Below are 15,461 nucleotides of genomic sequence, written 5' to 3'. Positions count from 1 at the left end.
TTCGACGCTACCGACCATGACACCGATGGACACCCGGGCCGTACACGCCGGCCGCGACGACCTCCGCACCCTCGGCGTGCACGTACCACCCATCGACCTGTCGACCACCAACCCGCTGCCCTCCGTCGACGACGGCGGCGCCGCGTACGAGCAACTCGCCACCGGCGGCACGCTCCCCGCCGACGGCGGCGCCGTCTACCAACGGCTCTGGAACCCCACCGTCGCCCGCTTCGAAACCGCCCTCGCCGAGCTGGAAGGCACCACCCAGGCCGTCGCCTTCGCCAGCGGAATGGCCGCCCTCACCGCCACCCTGCTCGCCGCCACCCGCGACGACCGCCGCCACGTCGTCGCCGTCCGACCCCTCTACGGCGGCACCGACCACGTCCTCGCCACCGGCCTGCTCGGCACCACCGTCACCTGGACGCGCCCCGACGAGGTCGCCACCGCCATCCGCCCCGACACCGCACTGGTCATCGTCGAGACACCCGCCAATCCCACAGTCGACCTGGTCGACATCGCCGCCCTCGCCGCCGCGGCCGGCGACATCCCACTGCTGGTCGACAACACCGTCGCCACCCCCGTCCTGCAACAACCCGCCCGGCACGGCGCCACCCTCGTCCTGCACAGCGCCACCAAGAGCATCGGCGGACACGGCGACGTCCTCGCCGGCGTCGTCGCCTGCGACGACACCTGGGCCGTGCGCCTACGCCAGGTCCGCGCGGTCACCGGCGCGATCCTGCACCCCCTCGGCGGCTACCTGCTGCACCGCGGCCTGCAAACCCTGCCGCTGCGGGTCCGCGCCCAACAGGCCACCGCCGAGAAACTCGCCGGCTGGCTCGCCGACCACCCCGCCGTACACCGGGTGCACCACCCCTCGGTGGACGACCCGGCGGCGCTGGTCGGGCGGCAGATGTCCGGACCCGGCAGCCTGCTCGCCTTCGAGGTACGCGGCGGCGCGCCCGCCGCCGCCGCCGTCGCCGGTGCCTGCCGGCTCATCACCCACGCGGTGTCCCTCGGCGGCGTCGACACCCTCATCCAGCACCCCGCCTCACTCACCCACCGGCCGGTCGAAGGCGACGCCAAACCCGCCGCCGCGCTGCTGCGCCTCTCGGTTGGCCTCGAAGACCCCGAAGACCTGCGCGCCGACCTGGCCCAGGCCCTCGACACGATCGCCTGACCGTCAGCGCAGCTCGCGGTTGCCCAACACCCGAACCGGCGAACCCTGCCGAGCCACCCGCAACATCGCCCGACCGATTCCGTCGGTGGTGGTGACCTGGTTGGGCAGCAACCGACGCAGCACCGGAAACAGCGGGCGGGTGACCGCATACCCGAGCCGGTACCACCGCGTCTTCGACACCGCCCCGTACGTCGGCTGGATGAACCCCGGCCGCGCCGCGTAACCGTTGGGCAGCAGATCCATGATCGCGTTCTCGGCACGCCCCTTGACCCGCGCCCACATCACCCGACCCTGACCCGACGAGTCGGTCCCCTGCCCCGAGACGTAGACGAAGGTGACCTGCGGGCTCACCTCGGCCAACAACCGTGCCGCAGCGAGGGGGTAGTCGTAGCTGACCCGGGTGTACGCGGCCTCGTCCAGACCCAGTGAGGACACCCCGAGGCAGTAGAAACACGCGTCGACACCTGTCAACTCAGCCCGCACCGCGTCCAACTCGCCCACGTCCGCGACCGTCAACTCCCGCAGCTTCGGGTCCCGCGCACCAGTCGGCCGCCGACCGACAGTCAGCACCTCGCGCACATCATCGGCGAGCAGGCACTCGCGCAACACACCCTGACCGACCATCCCGGTCGCACCGAACACAACCACCCGCATCAGATCGCACCCCTGTCGCCGCCACCGCCACCGGCCGTCCGGAGGCGCGTCGACCAGGCTGCCACGGTCGGCGTGATGTGCGCGGTGCCGGTCAGGACTTGGGACCGACGTGCCGGTCCAGCGTGGCGACGGCGTCGCGCCGGGCCACCGACAGCGAGTTGCGTCGGTTCATCCGCCAGGTGACGCCGAGCAGGTCGAGGCTCCACTGGCAGAGCCGCATGATGTCGGCCGACTCGTTGACGAACATGTAGCGCGGGTAGATGTACGTCTTGCCGCGCACTGTCACCCGGTTGGCGAACCGACAACCGTCGGAGTGGAACAGCCCGCGCAGGAAGTCGCCCGGTTGTGCCGTCACGAGATCGCGTTGCCAGTCAGCCAAGATGATCGGACGTTCGTGCTTCTTGCCACGGCCATGCTGGGGGAGCAGACAGGGCCAATGCTTGCCGGAACTTTGCACGCTGACGCAACCGGCCTGCTGGACATGCTGCACCTTCGCGGCGAGCACTTCCCGCATAGCGGCGTCACACGCCTTGATCAGGCCTGGCCAGCTGTCGCTGCAGGCGATGCGCAGCACCGGGACGCGGGCGGACGTGACGAGGTGACCGTCGCCCAGGTACAGGCCGAGCAGGTATAGGTACGCAGAGGGGTCTGTCTGAATGTCGACGCCAGGCCGGCAGCGGAAACAACGGGACTCAGTGCCCTGCTGTCGTGGCTCAGCCTGCTTCCTGCACCAGCCTCGGACGGTTGGATAGGGAAGGCTCAGGCGTCGGGCGACCTCGGCGACCGTGCTGCCGGCAAGGTGCTGCTGCCGCGCCTGCAGGCGCAGTTCAGGTGGGTGCACAGCGCAATTTTGGAACAGCCGTACGACACTTTTGGTGCCCCCGGTGGGATTCGAACCCACACTGTCGGAGGTTTGAGCTCCGCTTCTCTGCCGGTTGGAATACGGGGACGCTTGGCCGAATGCTCTGGTGGCCTTCCATAGGTTACCTACTACGCTGAGGGCGGCGACACCCGGTCGGGTTGGTGTCGGCTTATGACTGGTGGGGGTAGGGCTGGTGGCTGAGACGCCGACGGATGCCGAGCGTAGGCGCGTACTGATCGCCGAGGACGAGGCGCTGATCCGGCTGGACCTCGCCGAGATGCTCGTCGAAGAGGGTTACGAGGTGGTGGGGGAGGCCGGTGACGGCGAGACTGCCGTACGCCTCGCCGAGGAGCTGAAGCCCGACCTCGTCATCCTCGACATCAAGATGCCGATCATGGATGGGTTGGCCGCCGCCGAGCGTATCGCCGGCGCCCGGATCGCCCCGGTGATCATCCTGACCGCGTTCAGCCAGCGCGATCTGGTGGAGCGGGCGCGGGCGGCGGGCGCGATGGCGTACCTGGTGAAGCCTTTCCAGAAGAGCGACCTGGTCCCGGCGGTGGAGATCGCGCTGTCGCGTTACTCGGAGGTCGCGGCCCTGGAGGCGGAGGTCGCGAGCCTGACCGACCGCCTGGAGATCCGTAAGTCGGTGGAGCGCGCCAAGGGTGCGCTGATGACCACGTACGGGATGACCGAGCCGCAGGCGTTCAAGTGGATCCAGCGCACGGCGATGGACCACCGGATGACCATGAAAGAGGTTGCCGAGCGGATCCTCGCGGAGACCGCCGGCGGCGAGGTGACACTGCCGGCACCCTGACCGGGGTCGACCCGTGTCGAGGCGGATGGGGGCGGTGCTCGGCGTTCTCGCCGTGCTGGTGGCCGCCTGTCAGGCCTCGGCTTGTCCCGACTGCGAGGAGCCGCCGCGACCGGTCCGGCCGGCCTGGCAGTCGGTGGTCCTGCCGGAGACACCGGGTGTGCCGGGTCGACCGGTGCTGCGCGACGCCACCGCCTGTGCCGGTCGGTGGTACGTGGTCGGCGGCGTGGTCGATCTGGCCGGGGAGACCCACCCGGCCGCCTGGACCAGCCCGGACGCCAGTTCCTGGGTGCCGCTGCCGACGGCGTCGGTGACGTTCTACGGCCGACAGCACGTGCTCTCCGCTGCGGCCTGCCGAGACGGACGGTTGGCGGCGGTCGGGGCGAAGAACGGGGGTGCGCACGGCAATCCCCGCACCGGCACCTGGAGGCAGGCGTCGGACGGCACGCTGCACGAGGTGGATGCGCCCTTCGAGCGGTACGCCGGGCCGCGAGCGGTCAGCGTGGCCCGGTTGGCGGCGGGGCCGCGGGGCTGGTTGATCGCCGGTAGTCGGATCGACGGTGCGGCGGTCTGGATCTCCCCGGACGCGGCCGCGTTCGCGCTGGTGGAGGGCGCGCCGGAGCTGGCCGGTGACGAGCGGGGGCGGACGGCGGCGTACGACGCTGTCGCCGTGCCGTCGGGCTGGCTGATGGTGGGGTCGTTGCTGCCGCCCGGGGGTACGGCGCTGGTGCCGCTGGCCTGGTCCTCGGCGGACGGCCGGAGTTGGCGACGGGCCGCCCTGCCGGTGGTGGATGGGCGGGGGCAGGCGCAACGGGTGGCGGTGGCTGGCGGCGTGCCGGTGGCGGTCGGGCCGGTGCGGGCTGGATTCGGCAGTTGGCGGCTGACGACGCAGGGCTGGCGGCCGGCGGGCGGGTTCGGGGCGGTCGGACCAGGTGTGGCGTCGGCGGCCGGGCTGGTGGCCGTCGGGCAGAGGTTGGTGGCGGTGACGAGGGACGGGGACCGTCACGCACTGTGGCTCTCGGTCGATATGGGCGAGTCATGGCGGGCGGTGAGCATGCCGCGGCCCGTACCGGACAGCGGAGATACTGCGGTCTCGGTGACCTCGACTGGAGATCGACTGCTGTTGGTGGCCGACGATGGGAAAACGTCGCGTGCCTGGTGGGCCGGGGTGTCGGACCTTGATCGGTAGCTGATGGAAGCCCTTTGGCCGGCGCCGACGAAACGAAGGTGAAAAAGCTTCACAACCGAAGGTTCTTACAGGGATCGTTTCCAATCCGCCACGGCGTGTAACGGTTCGGTCAACCCGCTCGCTTGGGGCTTACGTCACAGCTCCACGGTGGGATAACGTCCGGCCCCAGACCGGCGACGACGGTCTGGTTCGTCCGCCCCCGCAAGGGCCAATAGCCAGCGGGTGGTTCGGACCATGGGACGAGGAGGGTTCGGGCCTTGAGGCAAAAGCTCGCGCGCGTTATCGGTGGGGTCGCCATGGTGGCGCTCGTCGCCGGCGGAACCGCATGCTCCAGTGGCGACGATTCGGCAGGCGGCGGCGGTGACGCCTGCGGCAGCAAGATCGCGTTCTTCGGCGCGCTGACCGGCAGCTCGGCCGCGCTCGGCATCAACGAGAACAACGGTGTCAAGCTCGCCGTCGACAAGTACAACAAGGAAAACGCCGACTGCAAGGTCGAGCTGGCCGCCCTGGACTCGCAGGGCAGCCCCGACCAGGCGCCTGGTCTGGCGCAGAAGGCGATCGACGACACCAAGATCCTTGGCATCGTCGGCCCGGCGTACTCGGGTGAGTCCGAGGCGGCCGGCCCGCTGTTCAACGAGGCCGGCCTGGTGACCATCACCCCGTCCGCGACCCGGCCCAGCCTGGCCGACCAGAAGTGGAAGACCTTCTTCCGCGCGGTCGGCAACGACTTCAGCCAGGGCCCGGCGGCCGGCAACTACATTAAGAACGTGATGAAGGCCGACAAGGTCTACGTCATCGATGACCAGTCCGCGTACGGTGCCGGCCTGGCCGACGAGGTCAAGAAGGTCCTCGGCTCGGCGGTCGTCGGCTCGGACAAGGTCCAGGGCGAGGGCAAGCAGGTCGAGTTCTCCGGTGTGGTCACCAAGGTCAAGGCCGCCAACGTGAAGGCGATCTTCTACGGCGGTTACTACCAGGAGGCCGGCCTGATCCGTAAGCAGCTCACCGCTGCCGGGGTCACCGCGCCGCTGGTCGCCGGCGACGGCGTCAACGACGGTGCGTACATCACCTCCGCCGGTCAAGCGGCAGCCGAGGGCACCATCCTCACCTGCCCGTGCCAGCCGGCCGCCGAGGCCCGGGGCACGTTCGTGCAGGAGTTCAAGGCGCTCCACGGCACCGACCCGGGCACCTACAGCGACACCGCCTACGACGCGGCGAACATCCTGCTGGCCGGCATCAAGGCTGGCAAGACCACCCGTGAGGGCCTGCTGGAGTTCGTGAAGGGCTACAGCGGCGAGGGTGTCGCGGCGAGCTACAAGTTCACCGAGACCGGCGAGCTGGACCCGGCACAGGTCAAGGTCTGGGCCTTCAAGGTCACGGGCGGCAAGGTTGTCCCGGACCAGGAGATCCCCAAGTCCTGATGTTGGTCGCTGCTACGGCGATTGAGTTGTGATCGCGGGTGCGGCCGGGAGCTGCTCGCTCCCGGCCGCGCCCCATTTTTCTCTCCAGACGTGATGGAGCGTCCCTCCCTTGGACTTCAATGGACTGTTCTCCAACTTCGGAGAACTCACCACGACCGGCCTGACCCAGGGCGCGATCTACGCCCTGGTCGCGCTCGGCTACACGCTGGTCTACGGCGTGCTGAGACTCATCAACTTCGCTCACTCCGAGGTCTTCATCGCCGGCGCGTTCGCAGCGATCTGGACCTGGAACGGCTTTGGACTCGACCAGAACTCACAGGTCAGCGGGATCGGCTCGATCCTGTTCTACCTGCTGGTGGCGATGATCGTCGCCGCCATCGCTTCGGCGGGCACCGCGACGGTGATCGAGCGGGTGGCGTACCGGCCGTTGCGTAAGCGCAACGCCCCGCCGCTGGCCTTCCTGATCACCGCGATCGGCGCCTCGATCGCGATCTCCGAGGCCTTCGGCATCTGGACCCGACGACTGCCGGAGGGCGCGCCCAGCCTGGTGAGCAGCAAGCCGCTGTTCCACCTCTTCGGCGTGCCGATCGACTCGGTGCAACTGCTGACGGTCGGCGCGGCGCTGCTGATGATGGTCCTGCTGGACCTCTTCATCAACCGCAGCCGTACCGGCCGGGGCATCCGGGCCGTGGCCCAGGACGCCAACACCGCCGCCCTGATGGGTGTGAACAAGGACCGGATCATCCTGATGGTCTTCATCACCGGTGGTGCCATGGCCGGCGTGGCCGGTCTGCTCTACGACGTGCGAATCCAGACCCTGACCTACAGCGTCGGTTTCCTGCTGGGGCTCAAGGCCTTCACCGCCGCGGTGCTGGGTGGTATCGGTAACCTGCGCGGCGCGCTGATCGGTGGCCTGCTGCTGGGCGTGGTGGAGAACTACGCCGCAGGTCTGTTCGGCAGTCAGTGGAAGGACTTCGCTGCCTTCGCGGTGTTGGTGGTGCTGCTGATGTTCCGGCCGACCGGTCTGCTGGGCGAATCGCTGGGGAGGGCACGGGCATGACGACCGTCCTGGAGAGGGTGCGTTCCGGCCGCGAGGCGGCCGGAGAACGGTGGCGTGGCGCGCCGCGCTGGGTGCGCTGGGCGCTGCTGGTCGCGGTGATCGCGTTCTTCTACGCGCTGCCGAACAGGGAGTTCTACCAGTATCTCGGGCCGATCCCGACCCCCGGTGCGAACTTCACGCAGGTGCTGTTCACCGTCTCGATCTACGTGCTGCTGGCCGTCGGGTTGAACATCGTGGTCGGTTTCGCCGGCCTGCTCGACCTGGGCTACTTCGGCTTCTTCGCCGTCGGCGCGTACACCGTCGCGGTGCTGACGTCGCCGAGCAGCAACCTCAAGACGCTCTGGCCGTGGCTGCTCGTGGTGCCGCTGGCGATCGGGCTGACGATGCTCTCGGGTGTGATGCTCGGTACGCCGACGCTGCGTCTGCGCGGTGACTACCTGGCGATCGTGACGCTCGGCTTCGCCGAGATGATCCGGATCGCCGCGGTCAGCTCTGAGTTCCTCAAGGGACAGCGGGGCTTCAACCAGATCCCGCACCCGCCCGGCAAGTACGCCGACGGCAAGCCGTTCTTCGGCGTGCTGGACGCCCGGCCGTACTACTGGCTGGTGCTCACGCTGATCATCCTGGTGGTGATCGGTGTGCGGAACCTGACGAACAGTCGGGTCGGTCGGGCCTGGATCTCGATCCGGGAGGACGAGGACGCCGCGCAGCTGATGGGTGTGCCGACGTTCAAGTTCAAGCTCTGGGCGTTCGCCTCGGGTGCCGCGATCGCCGGCCTGGCCGGCGCGCTCTTCGCGGGTAAGCAGAACTTCGTCAACTCGCAGAACTTCGAGCTGCTCAACTCGATCATCATCCTGGCGGCGGTGATCTTCGGTGGTTCGGGCAACATCGTCGGCGCGATCGTCGGTGGTGGCCTGGTGGCGTACATGATCGAGCGGTTCCGCGGCATCGAGCTGTTCGGCGTGGAGCTGTACGAGTACCGGTTCCTGATCTTCGGTCTGGTCCTCGTGGTGATGATGATCTTCCGGCCGGAAGGCCTGATTCCGAACCGACGACGGGCGGCGGAGTTCAAAGACCGTCGCAAGGAGGTGATCGTCGGTGAGTGACACCGATCAGACGCCGGCTGTTCCGGCGCAGGCCGGCGCGCCGGCGGTGGAGGCGGTCCCCAACCGGGAGCCGCTGCTGGAGGTCGACGGCGTCACGCTGCGCTTCGGCGGCGTGGTCGCGCTCGACAACGTCAACTTCACCCTCTACAAGGGGGAGATCCTCGGGCTGATCGGCCCGAACGGCGCTGGCAAGACCACCTGCTTCAACGCGATGACCGGCATCTACCAGCCCACCAAGGGTGAGATCCGGTTCCGTGGCGGCAAGATCAGCGGGAAGAAGCGCCACCAGATCACCCAGATGGGTATGGCCCGGACGTTCCAGAACATCCGCCTGTTCCCGGAGATGACCGCCCTGGAGAACGTCCAGGTCGGCGCGGACGCGCACCACAAGACCAGCGTGATCTCCGCTCTGTTCCGGTTGCCTCGGCACCGGCGCGAGGAGCGTGAGGGACGGGAGAAGGCCGAGCGGCTGCTGGAGTTCGTCGGCATCCGGCACCGGCTGCACGAGTTCGCCCGCAACCTCTCCTACGGGGAGCAGCGGCGGCTGGAGATCGCCCGGGCGCTGGCCACCGATCCGGTGCTGCTCTGCCTGGACGAGCCGGCCGCCGGCTTCAACCCGGCGGAGAAGGAGGAGCTGCTCCAGCTCATCCGGCAGGTCCGGGACACCGGCGTGACCGTGCTGCTGATCGAGCACGACATGCGCCTGGTCATGGGCGTCACTGACCGGATCGTCGTGCTGGAGTTCGGAAAGAAGATCGCCGAAGGGCTGCCCGCCGAGGTGCGGGACAACCCGAAGGTGGTCGCGGCGTACCTGGGGGTGCCGGACGATGTTGCTTGAGATCGACGATGTGAGCCTGCTCTACGGGCGGATCCAGGCGTTGCACGGCATCAGCCTGACCGTGGCCGAGGGTGAGATCGTCGCGCTGATCGGCGCCAACGGCGCCGGGAAGTCGACCACCATGCGGGCTATCTCCGGGATTCGGCCGATCGCCACCGGCAGCATCCGCTTCGAGGGTGAGGACATCTCCAAGCTCCGAGCCGACCTGCGGGTCCGGCGAGGGCTCTGCCAGGCACCCGAGGGTCGGGGGATCTTCCCCGGCATGTCGGTGCTCGAGAATCTGGACATGGGGGCGTACACCCGGCGCGACCGCGCCGGGATCGCCGAGGACCTGGCCCGGGTGCTCGACCTCTTCCCCCGGCTGGCGGAGCGACGTAAGCAGGCCGGCGGTACCCTGTCCGGCGGCGAGCAGCAGATGCTGGCCGTCGGCAGGGCGTTGATGAGCCGGCCCAAGCTGCTGTTGCTCGACGAGCCCTCGATGGGTTTGGCGCCGATGCTGATCCAGCAGATCTTCGACATCATCAAGGAGATCAACGAGCAGGGCACCACCGTCCTGCTGGTGGAGCAGAACGCGCAGCAGGCGCTGGCCCGAGCGCACCGGGCGTACGTGCTCGAGACCGGCAGGATCGTCAAGACCGGAACCGGTGCCGAGCTGCTGCACGACCCGGCGGTCAAAGAGGCATACCTCGGCGTGGCCTGAGCGGCCGTCACACCCCTCACGCAAGGAGTGCAGAAATGTTCATTACCAACGGTGCCCGGCGGGCGGCGCTCGGCGCCGCCAGTGCGGCGCTGATCGCCCTCTCGCTGACGGCGTGTGGGGAGAAGGAGAACAGCGGCTCACCCGGTGCCGGCCCGACCGTCACGGCGGCGGCCGACTCGGCGCTGGCCGGGAAGGTGCCCGACGCCATCAAGTCCGACGGTGTGATCAAGGTCGGCACCGACTCGACGTACGCCCCGGCGGAGTTCCTCGACGCCGACGGCAAGACGGTGGTCGGCTTCGACGTCGAGCTGTTCAACGCGGTGGCGCAGAAGCTCGGTCTCAAGGCCGAGTACGAGTCGTCGCCGTTCGATGCGATCCTGCCCGGTGTCGACTCCGGCAAGTACGAGATCGGCGTGTCGTCGTTCACGATCAACGCCGAGCGTCTCAAGAGCGTCAACATGGTGAGCTACTTCTCCGCCGGCACTCAGTGGGTGACCAAGGCCGGCAACGCGGCCAAGATCGACATTGACAACGCCTGCGGCAAGAAGATCGCCGTGCAGACCGGCACCGTGCAGTTCGACGACATCACCGCCCGGTCGAAGAAGTGCACCACCGGCGGCAAGCCGGCGATCGCCATCGACCAGTACCAGGCGCAGAGCGACGCCACGGCCGCAGTGTTCAGCGGCAAGAACGACGCCATGCTGGCCGACTCGCCGGTCGGGGCGTACGCGGTGAAGCAGAGCAACGGCTCGCTGGAGCTGATCGGCGACATCTACGAGTCCGCCCCGTACGGCTACGCCGTCAAGAAGGACCAGACCGCCTTCGCCGAGGTGCTCAAGGAAGCCGTCCAAGCGGTCATCGCTGACGGCTCGTACCAGACCGCGTTGAAGAAGTGGGGCGTCGAGGGCGGCGCCATCACTTCCTCGGCGCTGAACCCCGCCAGCTGACGCATGTCGTCGGAAACGGACACAACCGAACGGGCACGGCCGGAACCCATCCAGGCCGTGCCCGTCCGGCATCCCGGGCGTTGGGTAGCGGTCGCCGTGATCGGGGTGCTGGTGGCCATGTTCGTCCACCTGCTGGTGACGAACAAGGCGTTCAACTGGGCGTTCATGGTCGACGAGATGTTCCGGCCGCCGATCATGGAGGGTCTGCGCGGCACGCTCGCGCTGACCGTGCTCGCGATGCTGATCGGCGTCAGTCTCGGCGTTGTCGTCGCCATCATGCGGTTGTCGGAGAACCCGATCCTGCGGGGCGTCTCCTGGGCGTACACCTGGTTCTTCCGGGCCGTGCCCCGGCTGGTGCTGGCGATCCTCTTCGGCAACCTCGGCATCCTCTGGGCCCGGATCGAGTTCGGCCTGCCGTTCGATCGGCAGATCGGCGCGCTCTTCGGCGTCGACGACTTCGAGGCACGTCTGTTCGGCTTCTCCGCGCTGGAGATCCTCACGGGATTCGTCGCCGGCATGCTGGCGCTCGGGCTCTCCGAGGCGGCGTACATGGCCGAGATCGTCCGGGCCGGGATCCAGTCGGTCGACGAGGGGCAGACCGAGGCGGCGCAGGCGCTGGGCCTGAGCCGTACCCAGATCCTGCGCCGGATCGTTCTGCCGCAGGCGATGCGGGTGATCATCCCGCCGACCGGCAACGAGACCATCGCGATGCTCAAGGACACCTCGCTGGTGGCCTTCGTGCCGGTCTCCACCGAGTTGTTCTTCCAGCTCAAGGCCGTCGGTAACAGGACTTTCCAGGTCTTCCCGATGTACGTGGCGGCCTGCCTGTGGTACCTGCTGCTGACCAGCGTGCTGCTCGTCGGGCAGTACTACCTGGAGCGACACTTCTCCAGGGGGTTCGGCAGGAGCGCCCAAGCGAAGATCAGACTGCGCGGGATCACCGCTGAGGCCGGCGGCAGCGCGAGCGAGGCGGGTCGGTGATGACGCAGGTGACGACATCGGCGGAGGCCGCGGAGACGGCCGCCGACGGCGTGATGGTCCGCGCCGAGCAGGTGCACAAGTCGTTCGGTCCGGTGGAGGTGCTCAAGGGCATCGACCTGGAGGTGCGCAGCGGCGAGGTCTGTTGTCTGCTCGGGCCCTCCGGCTCGGGCAAGTCGACGTTCCTGCGCTGCATCAACCATCTGGAGAAGATCAACGCCGGTCGGATCCGGGTGGACGGCGACCTGATCGGCTACCGGGAACGCGGTGGCAAGCTGCACGAGATGCGGGAGAAGGAGATCGCCGCCCAGCGCCGCGCGATCGGCATGGTGTTCCAGCGGTTCAACCTCTTCCCGCACATGACCGCCCTGCAGAACGTCGCCGAGGCGCCGGTGCTGTTGGGCCGGGAGCGCAAGGCGGCCGCCCGGGAGCGGGCCGCCGCGCTGCTCGAGCGGGTCGGGCTCGGCGACAAGCTGGGCAACTACCCTGGGCAGCTCTCCGGCGGGCAGCAGCAGCGCGTCGCCATCGCCCGGGCGTTGGCGATGCAGCCGAAGCTGATGCTCTTCGACGAGCCCACCAGCGCGCTGGACCCGGAGCTGGTCGGCGAGGTGCTCGACGTGATGAAGGACCTTGCCCGCGACGGCATGACGATGATCGTGGTGACCCATGAGATCGGCTTCGCCCGGGAGGTCGGCGACTCGCTGGTGTTCATGGACGACGGTGTGGTGGTGGAGTCCGGCGCGCCGCGCGAGGTGATCGCCAACCCCCGGCACGACCGGACCAAGGCGTTCCTGGCCAAGGTGCTCTGAGTCGGTGCCCGGCGCGGCCGCTCCGAATGGCCGCGCCGGGCGTCGTGCCGGTGTCCCGTCCTGTCGTAGCGGCGGACTAGAGTCGCTGCCGTGACAGCTACGACGCCGCGCCTGCTTCTCGTTGACGGACATTCCATGGCATATCGGGCGTTCTTCGCCCTGCCCGTGGAAAACTTCTCCACCACGACGGGGCAGCCGACCAACGCGGTGTACGGCTTCACCTCGATGCTGATCAACGTGCTGCGCGACGAGCAACCCACCCACATCGTGGTGGCCTTCGACGTCTCCCGCCACTCCTTCCGCACCGACAGGTACGCGGAGTACAAGGCCGGCCGCAGCGAGACCCCGACCGACTTCAAGGGCCAGGTCAGCCTGGTCAAGGAGGTCCTGGCCGCGCTGCAGATCCCCGTGGTGGAGAAAGAGGGCTTCGAGGCCGACGACGTCATCGCCACGCTCGCCTGCCAGGCCCGCGACCAGGGCATGTCGGTGCTGATCAGCAGCGGGGACCGCGATGCGTTCCAGCTGGTCGACGATCAGATCACCGTCCTCTACCCGCGCAAGGGCGTCTCCGACCTGGCCCGGATGGACCCCGCGGCGATCGAGGCGAAGTACGGCGTCACGCCACAGCAGTACCGGGACCTCGCCGCGCTGGTCGGCGAGACCAGTGACAACCTGCCCGGCATCCCGGGCGTCGGCCCGAAGACCGCCGCCAAGTGGATCACCACGTACGGCGGGGTGGAAGGCGTCATCGCCCGGGCCGACGAGATCAAAGGCAAGGCCGGCGACAGCCTGCGGGAGCGGCTCGCCGACGTGATCCGCAACTACGAGATCAACCGGCTCGTCTCCGACCTGGAGCTGCCGCTGCGCCCGGAGGACAGCCGCTGGACGGGTTGGGACCGGGAGGCGGTGCACCAGGTCTTCGACACCCTGGAGTTCCGCATCCTGCGCGACCGCCTCTACCAGTACCTGGAGGCGGTCGAGCCGGAGGCCGAGTCCGGCTTCGACCTCACCGGCGAGGTGCTCACCGAGCCCGGCGCGCTGGCCGGGTGGCTGACCACGCACGTCCCGACCGGCACCCCGGTCGGGTTGGCGGTCAAACTCGACACCGGCCCCAACCGCCGGCACACCGCCTCGATCACCGGTCTCGCGCTGGCCACTGCCGGCGGCGCGGCGGTCTGGCTCGACCCGGCAAGGCTCGACCCGACCGACGAGGGTGCCCTGGCCAGCTGGTTGGCCGACGAGCAGCGCCCCAAGGTGCTGCACGACAGCAAGCCGGCCGTGCTGGCCTGCGCCGCGCACGGCTGGCAGCTCGCCGGCATCGTCCGGGACACCCAGATCGCCGCGTACCTGGCCCGCCCCGATCAGCGGTCCTACGACCTGACCGACCTGGCGCTGCGCTACCTGCACCGCGAGCTGCGGGTGGACGTCCCGGAGTCCGGCCAGCTCACCCTCGACGGCCTCGGGGACGAAGGGGTGGTCGAGCAGAACCTGATGCTCCAGGCCCGCGCCACCCTCGACCTGGCCGACGCGATCGACGCCGAGCTGTCCCGCGACGGCGAGCAGTCGGCCCGGCTGATGGCCGGCGTGGAGCTGCCGCTGATGCGGGTGCTGGCCACCATGGAGAGCACCGGCATCGCCGCCGACACCAACTATCTCTCCGAGCTGGAGGCCCACTTCGCCGCCGAGGTGAAGGCCGCCGCGCAGGGCGCGTACGAGGCGGTGGGTCGGGAGTTCAACCTCGGCTCGCCCAAGCAGTTGCAGGAGATCCTCTTCACCGAACTGGGTCTGCCGAAGACCAAGAAGATCAAGACGGGCTACACCACCGACGCCGACGCTCTGCAGTGGCTCTACGCGCAGCAGCCGCACCCGGTGCTGGCCCACCTGCTGCGTCACCGGGACGTTGCCAAGCTCAAGTCGACAGTCGACGGGCTACTCAAGTCGGTCTCCGACGACGGCCGGATCCACACCACCTTCAACCAGACCGTGGCGGCCACCGGTCGGCTCTCCTCCACCGAGCCCAACCTGCAGAACATCCCGATCCGCACCGAGGAGGGCCGTCGGATCCGTCGGGCCTTCGTGGTGGGAGACGGCTACGAGTCTCTGCTCACCGCCGACTACAGCCAGATCGAGATGCGCATCATGGCGCACCTCAGCTCGGACGACGCGCTGATCGACGCGTTCAACTCCGGCGCCGACTTCCACGCCGCCACCGCCTCGTCGGTCTTCGGGGTGCCGCTCGGCGAGGTCACCCCCGACCAGCGCCGCAAGATCAAGGCCATGAACTACGGCCTGGCGTACGGCCTGAGCGCCTTCGGCCTCTCCCAACAGCTCAGCATCAGCACCGAAGAGGCGCGCGGGCTGATGGAGAACTACTTCGCCGGCTTCGGTGGGGTGCGCGACTACCTCCAGCAGGTGGTCGCCCGGGCCCGCCAGGACGGCTACACCTCCACCATCCTCGGTCGACGCCGCTACCTGCCCGACCTGGTCAGCGACAACCGGCAGCGCCGTGACATCGCGGAGCGGATGGCGCTCAACGCCCCCATCCAGGGCTCCGCCGCCGACATCATCAAGGTGGCGATGCTGCACGTCGACACCGCGCTCCGCGAGGCTGGGCTGGGCTCACGGATGCTGTTGCAGGTGCACGACGAGTTGGTCTTCGAGGTCGCGCCGGGTGAGCGGGAGGCGTTGGAGGCTCTGGTCCGGCGGGAGATGGGCGAGGCTCACCCGTTGTCGGTGCCGCTGGAGGTGTCAGTCGGTCTGGGCCGGGACTGGAACAGTGCCGATCACTGATCTTTGTGCTTGCGGTGGTGGGGGTTGCGGTGTGGGGTTCCGGGGCAGCCCGACCCACTCCGGGCGGTCAGGCTTGATCCCTGCGTGGGTCGGGCACCGTCGGAAACTCGCCGTGCAGCCGA

General features: G+C 68.8%; 14 protein-coding genes and 1 tRNA gene. 12 read left to right on the top strand and 3 right to left on the bottom strand.

The window, feature by feature from the left end:
* Positions 1-25: 25 nt before the first annotated feature.
* Complete coding sequence (locus ABZU43_RS17830) at positions 26-1,177, top strand: aminotransferase class I/II-fold pyridoxal phosphate-dependent enzyme (RefSeq protein WP_355007794.1); 1,152 nt, start codon at positions 26-28, stop codon at positions 1,175-1,177.
* Positions 1,178-1,180: 3 nt separating this feature from the next.
* Here ABZU43_RS17830 and ABZU43_RS17825 read toward each other — a convergent pair whose 3' ends face one another.
* From ABZU43_RS17825 to ABZU43_RS17815, 3 genes are all read right to left on the bottom strand, one after another.
* Positions 1,181-1,831 carry an NAD-dependent epimerase/dehydratase family protein gene (locus ABZU43_RS17825; RefSeq protein WP_355007603.1) on the bottom strand — a complete coding sequence of 217 codons (651 nt, stop codon included), beginning with the start codon at positions 1,829-1,831 and terminating at the stop codon, positions 1,181-1,183.
* Between the two features lie 91 nt (positions 1,832-1,922).
* Positions 1,923-2,672 (bottom strand): transcriptional regulator, encoded by a 750-nt coding sequence (locus ABZU43_RS17820; protein ID WP_355007602.1) that lies wholly within the window; start codon positions 2,670-2,672, stop codon positions 1,923-1,925.
* A gap of 32 nt (positions 2,673-2,704) precedes the next feature.
* Positions 2,705-2,781 (bottom strand) — tRNA-Leu (locus tag ABZU43_RS17815).
* Positions 2,782-2,886: 105 nt separating this feature from the next.
* Between ABZU43_RS17815 and ABZU43_RS17810 the strand changes: the two genes are divergently transcribed.
* From ABZU43_RS17810 to polA, 11 genes are all read left to right on the top strand, one after another.
* Positions 2,887-3,507: a response regulator gene (locus ABZU43_RS17810; RefSeq protein ID WP_091408093.1), complete on the top strand. Its 621-nt coding sequence runs from the start codon at positions 2,887-2,889 to the stop codon at positions 3,505-3,507.
* Positions 3,508-3,520: 13 nt separating this feature from the next.
* Complete coding sequence (locus ABZU43_RS17805; RefSeq protein ID WP_355007601.1) at positions 3,521-4,693, top strand: hypothetical protein; 1,173 nt, start codon at positions 3,521-3,523, stop codon at positions 4,691-4,693.
* A 257-nt stretch (positions 4,694-4,950) separates the two neighbouring features.
* Positions 4,951-6,111 (top strand): branched-chain amino acid ABC transporter substrate-binding protein, encoded by a 1,161-nt coding sequence (locus ABZU43_RS17800; RefSeq protein ID WP_355007600.1) that lies wholly within the window; start codon positions 4,951-4,953, stop codon positions 6,109-6,111.
* Positions 6,112-6,220: 109 nt separating this feature from the next.
* Positions 6,221-7,171: a branched-chain amino acid ABC transporter permease gene (locus ABZU43_RS17795; protein WP_355007599.1), complete on the top strand. Its 951-nt coding sequence runs from the start codon at positions 6,221-6,223 to the stop codon at positions 7,169-7,171.
* Positions 7,168-8,277, top strand: a complete 1,110-nt coding sequence (locus ABZU43_RS17790; protein ID WP_355007598.1) for a branched-chain amino acid ABC transporter permease — start codon at positions 7,168-7,170, stop codon at positions 8,275-8,277. Before ABZU43_RS17795 ends, ABZU43_RS17790 begins: the two co-directional genes overlap by 4 nt.
* 46 nt (positions 8,278-8,323) lie before the next feature.
* Positions 8,324-9,115: an ABC transporter ATP-binding protein gene (locus tag ABZU43_RS17785; RefSeq protein ID WP_355007793.1), complete on the top strand. Its 792-nt coding sequence runs from the start codon at positions 8,324-8,326 to the stop codon at positions 9,113-9,115.
* Complete coding sequence (locus tag ABZU43_RS17780; RefSeq protein ID WP_355007597.1) at positions 9,105-9,815, top strand: ABC transporter ATP-binding protein; 711 nt, start codon at positions 9,105-9,107, stop codon at positions 9,813-9,815. The genes ABZU43_RS17785 and ABZU43_RS17780 overlap by 11 nt, the downstream gene beginning before the upstream one ends.
* A 35-nt stretch (positions 9,816-9,850) precedes the next feature.
* The gene (locus ABZU43_RS17775) at positions 9,851-10,762 is read left to right on the top strand and encodes an ABC transporter substrate-binding protein (RefSeq protein WP_355007596.1); all 912 of its coding nucleotides are present in this window, start codon (positions 9,851-9,853) and stop codon (positions 10,760-10,762) included.
* Between the two features lie 3 nt (positions 10,763-10,765).
* Entirely contained in the window at positions 10,766-11,743 is a 978-nt protein-coding gene (locus ABZU43_RS17770; protein WP_355007595.1) for an amino acid ABC transporter permease, read from the top strand.
* Positions 11,743-12,549, top strand: a complete 807-nt coding sequence (locus tag ABZU43_RS17765) for an amino acid ABC transporter ATP-binding protein (RefSeq protein ID WP_355007594.1) — start codon at positions 11,743-11,745, stop codon at positions 12,547-12,549. The genes ABZU43_RS17770 and ABZU43_RS17765 overlap by 1 nt, the downstream gene beginning before the upstream one ends.
* 90 nt (positions 12,550-12,639) lie before the next feature.
* The gene (gene polA, locus ABZU43_RS17760) at positions 12,640-15,339 is read left to right on the top strand and encodes a DNA polymerase I (protein ID WP_355007593.1); all 2,700 of its coding nucleotides are present in this window, start codon (positions 12,640-12,642) and stop codon (positions 15,337-15,339) included.
* Positions 15,340-15,461: the final 122 nt, after the last annotated feature.

The sequence above is a fragment of the Micromonospora sp. NPDC005205 genome, from assembly GCF_040608275.1.
In the GTDB taxonomy this organism is placed as follows: Bacteria; Actinomycetota; Actinomycetes; order Mycobacteriales; family Micromonosporaceae; genus Micromonospora.
The sequence above is the reverse complement of the archived record's forward strand: the minus strand, read 5'-3'. Positions and strand labels throughout refer to the sequence as shown.

What these genes read in the sequence shown, in the direction of transcription:
- ABZU43_RS17830 (WP_355007794.1), top strand. Translation starts at nt 26, where the DNA reads ATGGACACCCGGGCCGTACACGCCGGCCGCGACGACCTCCGCACCCTC.
- ABZU43_RS17825 (WP_355007603.1), bottom strand. Translation starts at nt 1,831, where the DNA reads ATGCGGGTGGTTGTGTTCGGTGCGACCGGGATGGTCGGTCAGGGTGTG.
- ABZU43_RS17790 (WP_355007598.1), top strand. Translation starts at nt 7,168, where the DNA reads ATGACGACCGTCCTGGAGAGGGTGCGTTCCGGCCGCGAGGCGGCCGGA.
- ABZU43_RS17780 (WP_355007597.1), top strand. Translation starts at nt 9,105, where the DNA reads ATGTTGCTTGAGATCGACGATGTGAGCCTGCTCTACGGGCGGATCCAG.
- ABZU43_RS17775 (WP_355007596.1), top strand. Translation starts at nt 9,851, where the DNA reads ATGTTCATTACCAACGGTGCCCGGCGGGCGGCGCTCGGCGCCGCCAGT.
- ABZU43_RS17770 (WP_355007595.1), top strand. Translation starts at nt 10,766, where the DNA reads ATGTCGTCGGAAACGGACACAACCGAACGGGCACGGCCGGAACCCATC.
- ABZU43_RS17765 (WP_355007594.1), top strand. Translation starts at nt 11,743, where the DNA reads ATGACGCAGGTGACGACATCGGCGGAGGCCGCGGAGACGGCCGCCGAC.